Origin of the sequence: Neisseria viridiae (assembly GCF_962747995.1) — a bacterium.
In the GTDB taxonomy this organism is placed as follows: Bacteria; Pseudomonadota; Gammaproteobacteria; order Burkholderiales; family Neisseriaceae; genus Neisseria; species Neisseria viridiae.
This window is the reverse complement of the sequence record NZ_CAUJAJ010000025.1, coordinates 1-13,654: the sequence shown is the minus strand read 5'-3', so window position 1 is coordinate 13,654 and position 13,654 is coordinate 1. Positions and strand designations below refer to the sequence as shown.

Here is a 13,654-nt window from a genome sequence, read left to right as displayed (position 1 = left end):
TTTATTTGGGGGGGGGGGGGGGGGTGATGCATAATGTCTCCTCGATATGGATGGAACTTTTTAACTTTACGGCAAATTGCCGATTTTATCGTATTTCCTTTCCGGTTGAAATCCCGCCCTTTAGGGCGGTGCTTTTTTCGAAAAGACGGCTGTTTTGCGCCTGCGTACCGTATTGGTCAAAATGCCGTCTGAAACCGACAACAGGGTTTCAGACGGCATTTCCGTCAATTTTCCCTTTATCTGCCGAACAGGTTGGCGATGTTTTCCATCTGTTCTTCGGTAAAACCGTTTTCGCCCAATCTGGCGGCAACTGCCCATTCGCCCGACAAACCGTGTTCCGCACCGAGCTGCCGCCATTTTTCGACTTTGGCTTCGGCTGTGGTTTTTTCGGGCAGCGGTTTGACGGGAATCCTGCTTTTGGGGACGGTATTCATCGGTTTGCCCCTAATCGATGGAATAGCCTCGAAGATACTGTATCCGTTCGCGCGTCATCCGCGTGTCGCATTGCAGCTTGAGGTATTCGGCGTATTCTTTCCCGTCTGCCTGCGCGGCGGCTTGTCGGCAGTTGCTGATTTTTTCCTGCGCCCACTTGCGTTGTTCGCCGACCAGCCCTTTTTGCACGTCGGTATCGAGTTTGTCCCAAAGTTTGGTAATTTCGGATTCCGCGCGTTGGTTTTGCACGCGCGCCTCTTCCACTTCGCCCCGTGAAACGGTAACGGTATCGGCGCGTTCGCCGTCGTCGGGATGCAGGATTTCGGGTTCGGGCGCGCCTTCTGCGGCTTGGGGTACGCCCGCATCGCCGCCTGCGGCATTGTGTTCCAAAATGTCTTCGGGCGTGGGTTTGGACGGTTCTTCTTCACGGGCTTTGCCGCTCAAAATCCTGACCGCGTCTTCTTTTTTCACCGCCTTGCCGTCTATCATCACGATGCTCTTCACGCCGTAAGGCAGCAACGCGGCAGACAGCGTTTGCGCCGCCATACCGACCGTGTTGTCGATAAATGCCGTCTGACCGTCTTTGGCGGGCAGGAAGCGGACGGCTGCCGTCAATACGCCGTCTTCAAACCCGACATTGCCGCCCGTCTTCTGCCGCACGATGTCTGCCAGAGACGTTTCGCCGTACAGCAGGGGGCTGTTTGCCTCGGCATCGGCAAGCGTTTCAGACGGCACGGTAATGTTCAAATCGGCGATACAGAACGTGCGCCCGCCTTCCTGCGTTTCCGAAGCGTGTTCCAAGTAAAACGCCAAACCGTAGGCGGCGGCGATAATTTTGTCGGCATCGACAAACTGCCTGCCGTCTTCGCGCGCGAAAGAACGCGCTTCCTGCGTGAGCGTTTCCTGAATACTGCCGCGTATGTCCTGCAACACGGCGGGGTTGGCGCATTCCAACGCCTTGGGCGGTTCTTCCCTGCCGCACGCGGCAAGCAGCAGGGCAAACGGCAGCGCAATGAGTTTCCGATACATGATGTTCCTTCCAAACGGTGCAGACCGACGGCGGCTATCATAGCAAAAGCACCTGCAGGCGGTAAACCTTGCAGGTGCTTTGTCGGAAAGGCGGAAAATCAGCCTTTAAAGAAATTCACAAAGCCGGTGAGAACCGCGGCATTAATCAAATCGACGAAGAACGCGCCGACCATAGGCACAATCAAAAACGCCTTATGCGACGCGCCGAAAGTATGAGTGATGGACTGCATATTTGCCACCGCCGTCGGCGTTGCACCCAAGCCGAAACCGCAATGGCCGGCAGCCAACACCGCTGCATCATAGTCGCGCCCCATAAAGACATAGGTAACAAAAGTCGCGTACAAAACCATCACCACGGTTTGTACGGCAAGGATGACGGTTACAGGACCCGCCAAACCGGTCAGCTCCCACAGTTTCAGGTTCAGCAACGCCATTGCCAAGAAAAGCGAAAGCGAAGCATTGCCGAACACATCGATGGCGCGGTCGAACATATTGACCTTGAATGCGGCGGTGAGGATGTTGCGGATGACCACGCCGCCAAACAGACACCACACGAATTTGGGCAGGTCGAACAGGTATTCTTTGTCGAAGCCGTCCATAATCTCGGCAAACGCCAGACACGCGGCAAACATGGCAAGCGTTTCAACGGCAGATTCGGCCGTAATTAGGCGGGTGCGTTTTGCCTGCTCGAACACGTCGTCCGCATTGTCGTCCTGAGCCTGTTTATTATTTTCAACCGGCTTGCGTCCCATTTTGTTGATCAAGCGGCGCGCAACCGGCCCACCAATCAGGCCGCCGAACACCAGCCCGAAGGTTGCAGAAGCCATACCCAAGCCGGTTGCGCCGACCAAGCCGTATTTGGTTTCAAAATCCGGCCCCCAGGCACCCGCCGTGCCGTGTCCGCCCGTCAACGTAATCGAGCCGGTAATCAGGCCGATCAGCGGATCCAAACCCAAAGCCGTAGCCAGTCCGACCCCGACAAAGTTTTGCACCAAGATAAATCCACCCACAATCGCGGTAAAAACCACCAGCGGCAAACCGCCCGCCTTTAAACGGGAAAAATCCGCGCTCAAGCCGATGGACGTGAAGAAAATCAGCATAAACGCATCTTGCAGCGGTTTTTCAAATTTGAAGCTCACACCGTACACTTCGTGCAGCGCAAACAGGATAATCGCGGCAATCAGCCCGCCCGCCACAGGCTCGGGGATGTTAAAATCACGCAAGAATTTGATTTTCTTAACCAAAACCTTGCCGACCAACAAAACCAAAGTGGCGGCAATCAAGGTGTAATAACTGTTAAACGCCCATTCCATATCGTTTGACCTCCTAAAATGTTTTTCTTTATGTCCGCCCGAAGGGGCGCAGGCGCGAAGATATTAGGGGAACAGTTAAGGCTTGTCAAAGAATTGCCGTTTTTTACAACTATTTTTACAAACAAAATGCCGTCTGAACGGCTTTCAGACGGCATCGGGCATTTTGCACCTGTTCAATAATTGGTCGAACAGAACTGCTCGCGCTTGTCCGCATCGGCGGCATAACACGTCAAACCCATACCTGCCGCGTTGCTGTTGGACGCTTTCGCACCCGGTTTTTTGTTCACCGAAACCTTGCCGTTTTTTCCGATTTCCACAGTTACGCCTTTGCCGTTTTTCAGCTTCCATTTCAACACTTGCGCATCGGCACTTTGGCACTTGCTGACCGTACAGCCGCCCTCTGCCGCGACATTGCCGTTTTTATAGATTACACACTGCTGCTGGCTGTCGGCACAGGCAGCAAACGCAGAAACCGAAAAACAGGACACCAGCGCGGCAAACATCAATTTCTTCATGGTTCGGACTCCTTCTTTATATAACGATTTAATCATACCGAAACTATACGCCTGTCTGCATATCCATGCCACAACACCGCAAAATGCCGTCTGAAAAGCGTAAATCGGGTGCTTATGAGCTCCGCTTTTAAAATAGCCCTATTTCAAATCCAATATAAAAACGGCGGGCCGGAAGCCCGCCCTTCTTTTTACCGCTTCAGCTTCGCAAACGCATCCGCCATTGCCGAATTGGCCGGGGCGCGGTCGTTGCGTTGGGGTTTGCGGCCGGCCAGCCGTTCGCGGCTGCGGTTTTCAGACGGCATTTTATGTTTTGCGCCGCCCGGTTCGTCATCCAACCGCATGGTCAGCGCGATGCGTTTTCTAGCGGCATCGACTTCCAGCACTTTCACTTTCACCACGTCGCCGGCTTTCACCACGTCGCGCGGGTCTTGGACGAACTTATTGGACAGGGCGGAGATGTGCACCAAGCCGTCCTGATGGACGCCGATGTCCACGAACGCGCCGAAGTTGGCGACGTTGGAAACCACGCCCTCTAAAATCATACCGACTTGCAAGTCGCTGATTTCGTGGATACCTTCGGCGAATGAGGCCGTCTGAAACTCGCCGCGCGGGTCGCGGCCGGGTTTTTCCAGCTCGGACAGGATGTCCAAAATCGTCGGCAGGCCGAAGCGTTCGTCGGTGAAGTCGGACGCTTTGATTTGCTTCACGCGCTCGCGGTTGCCGATGAGTTCGGCGGCGGTAATGCCTTGTTGAGCCAGCATTTTGGCGACGACGGGATAGGCTTCGGGATGGACGGCGCTCGCGTCCAGCGGCTCTTTGCCGCCGTTAATCCGCAAAAAGCCCGCCGCCTGCTCGAAGGTTTTTTCGCCCAAGCGCGGTACTTTCAGCAATTTTTTGCGGCTGTCGAATGCGCCGTTTTCATCGCGGTAGGCGACGATATTTTGGGCAAGGGTTTGATTCAAGCCGGAAATCCGCGCCAAGAGCGGGGCGGAGGCGGTGTTCACGTCCACACCGACAGCGTTCACGCAGTCTTCGACCACCGCGTCCAGCGATTTGGCGAGCTGGCTTTGGTTCACGTCGTGTTGATACTGGCCCACACCGATGGATTTGGGGTCGATTTTGACCAACTCGGCAAGCGGGTCTTGCAGCCTGCGGGCGATGGACACCGCGCCGCGCAGGGAAACGTCCAAGTCGGGAAACTCGCGCGCCGCCAGTTCGGACGCGGAATAAATCGACGCGCCGGCTTCGGAAACGACGATTTTGTGCAGCCCCATTTCCGGCATTCCGCGCACCAGTTCGCCCGCGATTTTGTCGGTTTCGCGGCTGGCGGTGCCGTTGCCGATGGCGATGAGTTTCACGCCGTGCTGCTTAATCAGGCGCGACAGCGTTGCCAACATATTGTTTTCTTGATGCAAATAGACGATGACCGTATCCAGCAGCTTGCCCGTGTCGTCCACCACGGCGCATTTCACGCCGTTGCGGTAGCCGGGGTCGAGACCCAAAGTGGACAGCCGTCCGGCAGGCGCGGCGAGCAGCAAATCTTTGAGATTGCGGGCGAACACGGTAATCGCGTCGGTGTCGGCGGCTTCTTTCAAACGATTTAGGGCTTCAAGTTCCAACGACAAAAAGATTTTTGCGCGCCAAGTCAGGCGCACGGTGTCGCGCAGCCATTTGTGGCCGTCTGAAACCTTGAAGCGGCGGGCGATGATTTGTTCGTATTCGTTTTGCCGGGTAATCGGCGTGTCGTCAGGCTGATATTTGAGCGCGATGTTCAACACGCCTTCGTTGCGGCCGCGCAAAACCGCTAGCGCACGATGGCTGGGCATCGCACGAATAGGTTCGCGGTGGTCGAAATAATCGCTGAATTTTTCGCCTTCGGTTTCTTTGCCTTCAACGACTTGCGCGTGGATTTCGGCTTCGTTCCACAGCTTATCGCGCAGCGTGCCGATGAGTTCCGCGTCTTCGGCAAACTGCTCCATCAGAATCGCGCGCGCGCCGTCCAACGCGGCTTTGGTGTCGGGGACGTTTTCGTTCAGGTAGCCTTGTGCGGCGGCTTCCACGTCCAGCGGCTGCTCGGCAAGCAACACGTCCGCCAGCGGCTGTAACCCGTGTTCGCGCGCGATTTGTGCCTTGGTGCGGCGTTTGGGCTTGTAGGGCAGATACAGGTCTTCCAGCGCGGTTTTGTTGTCGGCGGCTTCGATTTGCGCCCTGAGGTCGTCTGAAAGCTTGCCTTGCTCTTCAATGCTTTTTAACACAACGGCTTTGCGCTCTTCCAACTCGCGCAGGTATTGCAGCCGCTCGGCAAGCTGTCGCAGCTGCGTATCGTCCAGCCCGCCCGTGGCTTCTTTACGGTAACGCGCGATAAAGGGGACGGTCGCGCCGTCGTCCAAAAGCTCGATAGCAGCATTGATTTGCGCGGTAGTGGCGGAGAGTTCTTGGGAGAGGATTCGGGTGATGTTCATAAATTGCCTCCGTATGCCGTCTGAACAGCCGACGGCGCAATGTGGGTAATCGTTTGGAAAAGATGTTTCAACACACAGAACGACACATAAAGCACCACCCTATGTGTTGTCCTGATTTAGAAGGGGTTACGTCCCTCTCAAATAAAGTCTGATCCTACCGCCCTAAAGGGCGGGGTTTCAACCGAAAAGGAAATACGATGAAGATAATACTGATATACTTTGCCCGATACAATCTGAAAGGAATGTTTATGACCGTCCTGATTACAGGCGGCACCGGCTTCATCGGTTCGCACACCGCCGTCTCGCTCGTCCAATCCGGTTACGATGCCGTGATTCTGGACAACCTGTGCAACTCGTCTGCCGCCGTCCTCCCGCGCCTTCGGCAAATTACCGGCAGAAACATACCGTTTTATCAGGGCGACATCCGCGACCGTCAGATTTTGAGGCAGATTTTTTCGGAACACGAAATCGAATCCGTCATCCATTTTGCCGGTTTGAAGGCAGTGGGGGAAAGCGTTTCCGAGCCGATGAAATATTACGGCAACAATGTTTACGGCAGCTTGGTGCTGGCGGAAGAAATGGCGCGCGCGGGCGTGTTCAAAATCGTATTCAGCTCGTCGGCAACCGTTTACGGCGATGCGGAAAAAGTCCCCTATACGGAAGATATGCGCCCGGGCGATACCGCTAATCCTTACGGTGCGTCCAAAGCGATGGTGGAACGGATGTTAACCGACATCCAAAAGGCCGATCCGCGTTGGAGCGTGATTTTGTTGCGCTATTTCAACCCGATCGGCGCGCACGAAAGCGGCTTGATCGGCGAACAGCCCAACGGTATTCCCAACAACCTTTTGCCCTATATCTGCCAAGTGGCTTCGGGCAGGCTGCCGCAACTGTCGGTATTCGGCGGCGATTATCCAACCCCCGACGGTACGGGAATGCGCGACTATATTCATGTGATGGATTTGGCAGAAGGGCATATCGCGGCAATGAAGGCGAAAGGCGGCGTTGTCGGCGTACATTTGTTCAACTTGGGTTCGGGGCGCGCCTATTCCGTTTTGGAAATCATCCGTGCCTTTGAAGCCGCATCCGGTTTGCGCATTCCTTACCGAATCCAACCCCGTCGTGTCGGCGACCTCGCTTGTTCCTTTGCCGACCCGTCCCATACCAAACAAGAGACAGGTTGGGAAACCAAACGCAGCCTTGCGCAAATGATGGAGGATTCGTGGCGTTGGGTCAGCCGCAACCCCAACGGATACGGGGATTAAATGCAAACCGCAAACAAAAAAACCATCCTCGTTACCGGCGGCGCGGGCTTTATCGGTTCTGCCGTTGTCCGTCATATTATCCAAAACACCCAAGATTCCGTCGTCAACCTCGACAAACTGACCTACGCGGGCAATCTCGAATCGCTGACCGACATTGCCGATAATCCCCGCTACGCTTTTGAGCAAGTGGACATTTGCGACCGCGCCGAACTCGACCGCGTATTCGCACAACACCAGCCTGATGCCGTGATGCACTTGGCTGCGGAAAGCCACGTCGACCGCGCCATCGGTTCGGCAGGCGAGTTTATCCAAACCAATATCGTCGGCACATTCAATCTGCTTGAAGCGGCCCGAGCCTATTGGCAGCAAATGCCGTCTGAACAGCGCGAAGCCTTCCGTTTCCACCATATTTCTACCGATGAAGTCTATGGCGATTTGCACGGCACAGACGATTTGTTCACCGAAACCACACCCTACGCGCCGTCCAGCCCCTACTCTGCTTCTAAAGCGTCCAGCGACCACCTTGTCCGCGCGTGGCAGCGGACTTACGGGCTGCCCGCCATTGTCAGCAACTGTTCCAATAATTACGGCCTCCGACAATTCCCCGAAAAACTCATTCCTTTAATGATTCTGAACGCGCTTGACGGCAAACCGCTGCCAGTTTACGGCGACGGTATGCAAATCCGCGACTGGCTGTTTGTCGAAGACCACGCGCGCGCGCTGTATCAGGTTGTTACCGAGGGTGTTGTCGGCGAGACCTACAATATCGGCGGCCACAATGAAAAAGCCAATATTGAAGTCGTCAAAACCATCTGCGCCCTCTTGGAAGAACTTGCCCCCGACAAACCGGCCGGCGTGGCGCGTTATGAAGATTTGATTACTTTCGTACAAGACCGTCCCGGCCACGATGTCCGCTACGCCGTCGATGCGGCGAAAATCAGGCGGGATTTGGGCTGGCAGCCTTTGGAAACCTTCGAGTCCGGCCTCCGCAAAACAGTGCAATGGTATTTGGACAACAAAACCTGGTGGCAAAACGCATAAAACGGCAACTGCCGTCCGGAACGCTTAGGCACGGGCAAATATAGTGGATTAACAAAAATCAGGACAAGGCGACGAAGCCGCAGACAGTACAAACAGTACGGAACCGATTCACTTGGTGCTTCAGCACCTTAGAGAATCATTCTCTTTGAGCTGAGGCGAGGCAACGCCGTACTGGTTTTTGTTAATCCACTATAGTTTTCAGACGACATCCCGACGCAATACCGTCTGAAAACCCATCGCAAAGGAAGAAAGAAAAGATGTTTCAACACACAGGACGGCACATAAAGCGTCGCCCTATGTGCCGTCCTGATTTGGAAGGGGTTACCCCCTCCCAAATAAAGTCTGATTCTACCGCCCTAAAGGGCGGGGTTTCAACCGAAAAGGAAATACGATGAAAGGCATCATTCTTGCCGGCGGCAGCGGCACACGCCTATATCCGATTACGCGCGGCGTATCCAAACAGCTCCTGCCCGTGTACGACAAACCGATGATTTATTACCCCTTGTCGGTTTTAATGCTGGCGGGAATCCGCGATATTTTGGTGATTACCGCGCCCGAAGACAACGCCTCTTTCAAACGCCTGCTCGGCGACGGCAGCGATTTCGGCATTTCCATCAGTTATGCCGTGCAACCCGGTCCGGACGGTTTGGCGCAGGCATTTATCATCGGCGAAGAATTTATCGGCAACGGCAACGTCTGTCTGATTTTGGGCGACAATATTTTTTACGGTCAGTCGTTTACGCAAACATTGCGGCAGGCGGCGGCAAAAAAACACGGCGCAACCGTGTTTGCTTATCAGGTCAAAGACCCCGAGCGTTTCGGCGTCGTCGAATTTGACGAAAACTTCAACGCCCTGTCTATCGAAGAGAAACCGCAACAGCCCAAATCCGATTGGGCGGTAACCGGCTTGTACTTCTACGACAACCGCGCCGTCGAGTTCGCCAAACAGCTCAAACCGTCTGCACGCGGTGAATTGGAAATTTCCGACCTCAACCAAATGTATTTGGAAGACGGCTCGCTCTCCGTCCAAATCTTAGGACGCGGTTTCGCGTGGCTGGACACCGGCACGCACGAAAGCCTGCACGAGGCGGCTTCCTTCGTCCAAACCGTGCAAAACATCCAAAACCTGCACATCGCCTGCCTCGAAGAAATCGCCTGGCGCAACGGCTGGCTGGAGAAAAAAGATGTGGAAACACGCGCAAAGCCTTTGGAAAAAACCGCCTACGGGCAATACCTGCTGCGCCTGATCGGCAAATAAATGCCGTCTGAACCACTTTCTTCAGACGGCATACAGAGAAAATCATGAACATCATCGACACCGCCCTCCCCGACGTAAAAATTTTAAAACCGCAAGTCTTCAAAGACGGGCGCGGCTTTTTTATGGAAACCTTCCGCGACGGGTGGTTCAAAGAAAATATTGCCGATCGAACTTTCGTGCAGGAAAACCACTCCAAATCCAGCAAAGGCGTATTGCGCGGCCTACACTACCAAACCGAAAACACACAAGGCAAACTCGTACGCGTAGTTGTCGGCGAAGTGTTCGACGTGGCCGTCGATATGCGCGAAGGTTCGCCGACTTTCGGCAAATGGGCAGGCGCAACCCTGTCGGCGCAAAACCAATACCAGCTTTGGATACCCGAAGGCTTCGCACACGGTTTTTACGTTTTGAGCGACACGGCCGAACTTACCTACAAATGCACGGACTATTACAAGCCGGAAGCCGAACAGGTTTTAATATGGAACGACCCGGCAATAGGCATAGGCTGGCCGCTTCAAACCGAGCCGCTGCTGTCGCCCAAAGATCTTGCCGGTAAAGCATGGGCGCAAGCTGAAAAGCTCCGCCTTACGCTTTCCCGATAAAAAATGCCGTCTGAACGTTTCAGACGGCATTTTTTCCGACAGCCTACCTACCCGCCTTCAGTACGCGCTGTGCAAAGAAAAACATCCCGGTAACGAAGAACGCCAAGCCCAACCATGAGGCGGCGGCATCCCAGTTTTGCAGATTCAACGCAAGCGGCGCGTCCGAGCCGCCGTTGGTCACGGAGAAGGCAATAATAAACGCCATAATCACACCAATCAGGCTTTCACCGACAATCAGGCCGGCGGAGAACAAGGTTCCGATGCGCTCGGCGTTTTTCAGACGGCCTTCACGGTTTTCCGCTTTTTTACCGATGATGTGTTTCAGAACCGCCGCCAACACCGCGCCTGCCACGATGGGCATATTGACGGACGGCGGCAGATAAATACCCATACCGACCGCAAGGACGGGCAGGGCAAGTTTACCGCCTGATGATTTTTTCAACACCAAATCGACGACGATTAATACCGCGCCAATCGCGATGCCGGTAAAGATGTAGACCCATTCAAGGTTGTGGGCGAAAATGCCCGACGCGATGGTCGTCATCAAAGTCGCTTGAGGGGCAGCCAAAGCCTGCGCCGCATCCATGCCTTCGCGCGGCATTGCGCCGGTAAAGCCGTAGGCTTCGTAAAGCAGTTCCAACACGGGCGAAATAACCAGCGCACCGACGATACAGCCGATAATCAGGGCGACTTGCTGCCGCCAAGGCGTTGCTTTGAGCAGGTAGCCGGTTTTCAAGTCTTGCAGGTTGTCATTGGAAATCGAAGCCACGCAGATTACTGCCGAGCCGCAGAAAAGCGTCAACGCCAGTAAGAATTTGCGGTTGGCTTCATCCGCCATCAAACCGCCTGATTCGCCCACAACCAATAAAACCAGCGAAATGATAACAATGGAAACGATGCCCACGCCGGAAATCGGGCTGGAAGACGAGCCGACCAAACCCGCCATATAACCGCAGGCGGCGGCGACCAAAAAGCCGATGATGGAAGCCAAAAGCGTGCAAACGACCACTAAAAGCCACGCCATGCCGCCCGTAATGTGCGAATCGCCGATAAAGTGGTAAAACGACACACCTAGAATAAACATCATAGACAATACCCAGAAAATCATGGCTTTAGGCGACAAATCCTGTTCAGCGCGTTCCGCAGCAGGCGCGCCGCCGCCAAAACTCTTGAACGACATCTTCATGCCTTCCACCATCGGCTTGAGCAGCATCAAAAGCGTCCAAACCGCTGCGATACCGATAGTCCCCGCACCGATAAAACGCACTTTTTCCTTCCACAGCTTCATCGCAAACGCCGCCATTTCCATATCGGAAGGTTGCGGAATGTGTGAGGAGAAATACGGCACGGCAATGCCCCAAGCAATCGAAATGCCCAACAGGATGGCGATACCGCCCGTCAGTCCGACCAAATAGCCCGCGCCCAACAATGCCAGTGAAAAGCCCATCGGCAGTTGGAAAATTGCCGTACCGCTTTTAAACCAATAACTCGCACTGTCGGCAATCACGCGCAGACCTCCGGCGCAAAAGCTCATCAATCCTGCCAACGCGCCGCCGGCCGCCAGCTCTTTGATACCGCTGCCGCCCTGACGGTCATCCCCTTCTTCATGACCGCCCACTTTCAAAATTTCAGCAGCCGCCACACCTTCCGGATAAGGCAAATCGCTTTTCACCACCATCGCGTAACGCAGCGGAATGGTGAAAATCACCCCCAAAATCCCGCCGGCAATACATAAAAGCGTCGTCTGCCAGAACGGGAAACCGCTCCAGTAGCCCGCCATCAACAAACCGGGCAGGACGAAGATGATGGTTGAAAGCGTACCCGCAGCCGAGGCTTGGGTCTGCACCATGTTGTTTTCCAAAATATTGCTACCTTTGAAAAACTTTAAAACCGCCATCGAGATCACTGCTGCGGGAATCGACGATGCAAAAGTCAGCCCGACTTTCAAACCGAGGTAAACGTTGGACGCAGTAAAAATTACAGTGATCAATGCACCGAGTATCATGCCTCGGAGCGTCAGTTCGCGGTATTCTTCTACCGAACCGGATAAAGATTTATTCATTATTCTTCCTTTGACAACAGACTCCCGCATATTGTTGGCAATATGTCATAATGTCAAGTTTTAAAAAGAACAGTTAAAAACAGCTATCCTAACCTACACCATACTTCCTTGAAAATAAAAACTATTTCCAAACAAACAAAAACAGCCGTATCAGGGATATTACCCGATACGGCTGCTTGTTTCCGAACCTTAAAATCAATCAAACAAATCACGCAGCTTGTCTAAAAACGATTTCTTGCGCGGCGTTTGGTTTTCCAAGCCGGTAGAAATCCGCTCAAACTCTTCCAAAAGCTCTTTTTGACGGTCGGTCAAATTGACAGGTGTTTCGACAACAATATGGCAGTACAAATCACCGGTCGCGCTGCTGCGTAAAGATTTGACACCCTTACCCTTCACGCGCATCCTCCTGCCGGTTTGGGTTTCTTTGGGAATAGTAAGCTTAACCTTGCCGTCCAACGTCGGTACTTCCAACTCACCGCCCAAAGCAGCCGTGGCAAAACTAATCGGCAGTTCGCAATGCAAATCCAGACCGTCGCGTTGGAAAATCTTATGCGCCCGAATGCGGACGGTTACATACAGGTCGCCGGCAGGCGCACCGTGCGTACCCGGCCCGCCTTCGCCGCTCAAACGGATACGCTGCCCGTCATCGATACCGGCGGGAATATTGACTTCCACCGTCTTGACCGCCTTATTCCGCCCCGCGCCACGGCATTTGACGCAAGGTTCTTTAATGTGTTTGCCCGCACCGTGGCAGGTCGGACAAGTCTGCTGCATACGGAAAATCGCCTGCTGGATGTGCACCGCACCCGAACCTTTGCAAGTCGGGCAGGTTTCCGGGGATGTCCCCGGTTTCGCGCCGCTGCCGTTACAGACATCACACGCTTCATAAGTCGGAATATTGATGCGTTTCTTCACACCTTTTGCGGCTTCTTCAAGCGTGATTTCGATACCGACTTGAACGTCCTCGCCCTGATAATCAGGCTGGGCGCGCCCCGAACCGCCTCCAAACATTTGGCTGAAAATATCCCCAAAGTCAAAACCCTGCGCACCGCCAAATCCGCCAAACCCTCCGAAGCCCCCCTGTCCGCCGCCTTCAAACGCCGCATGACCGTATTGGTCGTACATAGCGCGCTTTTCCTTGTCGGACAAAGTTTCATACGCCTTTTGTACTTCTTTAAACTTCTCTTCCGCCTCTTTATTGTCAGGATTACGGTCGGGATGGTATTTCATCGCCAATTTACGGTAGGCTTTTTTAATCTCATCATCGGTAGCTGTTCTTGCCACACCCAGCGTCGCATAAAAATCTTGATTACTCATTTTTTCATCTAATTCAAAATAAAATCACGGCTTAAAATAAGGGCAATTGCGCAAAACACAAGACAAACAGACTGCCATAGCTTACAAACTGAAACGGAATACACTTTTCAGACGGCATAAACCGATGCCGTCTGAAATCTTCAGGTATGCACGACACAAAAACTTAGACAGGTATAAAACCAACCGCCATGAAGTATTTTTGTTATAAAAACGCCGCCCGAACGCATATTCAGACGGCATTTCCTTTGCATCGATTCATTCCCCGATATAGCGCAGGTCTTTCTCCAGCCATTTCCCTTCCAAACAAAAAACAAAAAAGCACCGGCGGCAGCCGATGCCCCTTCCTTTACAGGTTCCC

The 13,654-nt window shown here is 53.8% G+C and carries 12 protein-coding genes; 4 read left to right on the top strand and 8 right to left on the bottom strand.

The annotated features are described in order from the left end of the window. Nucleotides 1-236 precede the first annotated feature (236 nt). From Q9J79_RS09945 to Q9J79_RS09925, 5 genes are all read right to left on the bottom strand, one after another. On the bottom strand, nt 237-434 hold the full coding sequence (locus Q9J79_RS09945) for a hypothetical protein (protein WP_013448186.1): 198 nt from the start codon (nt 432-434) through the stop codon (nt 237-239). A gap of 10 nt (nt 435-444) precedes the next feature. Next, nucleotides 445-1,461, bottom strand: coding sequence for a lysozyme inhibitor LprI family protein (locus Q9J79_RS09940; protein ID WP_301911815.1), 1,017 nt, complete (start codon nt 1,459-1,461; stop codon nt 445-447). 98 nt (nt 1,462-1,559) lie between these two features. Continuing rightward, nucleotides 1,560-2,774 carry a sodium/glutamate symporter gene (gltS, locus tag Q9J79_RS09935; protein WP_301911814.1) on the bottom strand — a complete coding sequence of 405 codons (1,215 nt, stop codon included), beginning with the start codon at nt 2,772-2,774 and terminating at the stop codon, nt 1,560-1,562. 173 nt (nt 2,775-2,947) lie between these two features. Beyond that, a complete protein-coding gene (locus Q9J79_RS09930; protein WP_301911813.1) occupies nt 2,948-3,289 on the bottom strand; it encodes a hypothetical protein in 342 nt (113 codons plus the stop codon). Nucleotides 3,290-3,477: 188 nt separating this feature from the next. Next, nucleotides 3,478-5,751 carry a Tex family protein gene (locus tag Q9J79_RS09925; RefSeq protein ID WP_301911812.1) on the bottom strand — a complete coding sequence of 758 codons (2,274 nt, stop codon included), beginning with the start codon at nt 5,749-5,751 and terminating at the stop codon, nt 3,478-3,480. 248 nt (nt 5,752-5,999) lie between these two features. On the opposite strand from Q9J79_RS09925, the gene galE reads away from it, so the two are divergent. The 4 genes from galE (at nt 6,000) to rfbC (ending at nt 9,917) form a co-directional block, all read left to right on the top strand. Further along, nucleotides 6,000-7,016, top strand: coding sequence for a UDP-glucose 4-epimerase GalE (gene galE / locus Q9J79_RS09920; RefSeq protein WP_301911811.1), 1,017 nt, complete (start codon nt 6,000-6,002; stop codon nt 7,014-7,016). Beyond that, entirely contained in the window at nt 7,017-8,057 is a 1,041-nt protein-coding gene (gene rfbB, locus Q9J79_RS09915) for a dTDP-glucose 4,6-dehydratase (protein ID WP_301911810.1), read from the top strand. A gap of 391 nt (nt 8,058-8,448) precedes the next feature. Further along, nucleotides 8,449-9,315: a glucose-1-phosphate thymidylyltransferase RfbA gene (rfbA, locus tag Q9J79_RS09910; protein WP_301911809.1), complete on the top strand. Its 867-nt coding sequence runs from the start codon at nt 8,449-8,451 to the stop codon at nt 9,313-9,315. Nucleotides 9,316-9,359: 44 nt separating this feature from the next. Beyond that, entirely contained in the window at nt 9,360-9,917 is a 558-nt protein-coding gene (gene rfbC, locus Q9J79_RS09905) for a dTDP-4-dehydrorhamnose 3,5-epimerase (RefSeq protein ID WP_301911808.1), read from the top strand. A gap of 43 nt (nt 9,918-9,960) precedes the next feature. On the opposite strand, the gene Q9J79_RS09900 is transcribed toward rfbC, so the two are convergent. The 3 genes from Q9J79_RS09900 to Q9J79_RS09890 all read right to left on the bottom strand — a co-directional run. Next, entirely contained in the window at nt 9,961-11,979 is a 2,019-nt protein-coding gene (locus Q9J79_RS09900) for an OPT family oligopeptide transporter (protein ID WP_301911807.1), read from the bottom strand. A gap of 195 nt (nt 11,980-12,174) precedes the next feature. Further along, on the bottom strand, nt 12,175-13,296 hold the full coding sequence (gene dnaJ / locus Q9J79_RS09895) for a molecular chaperone DnaJ (protein WP_301911806.1): 1,122 nt from the start codon (nt 13,294-13,296) through the stop codon (nt 12,175-12,177). Nucleotides 13,297-13,436: 140 nt separating this feature from the next. Beyond that, on the bottom strand, nt 13,437-13,654 hold a 218-nt coding region (locus Q9J79_RS09890; protein WP_439652307.1), incomplete at its 5' end, for a hypothetical protein.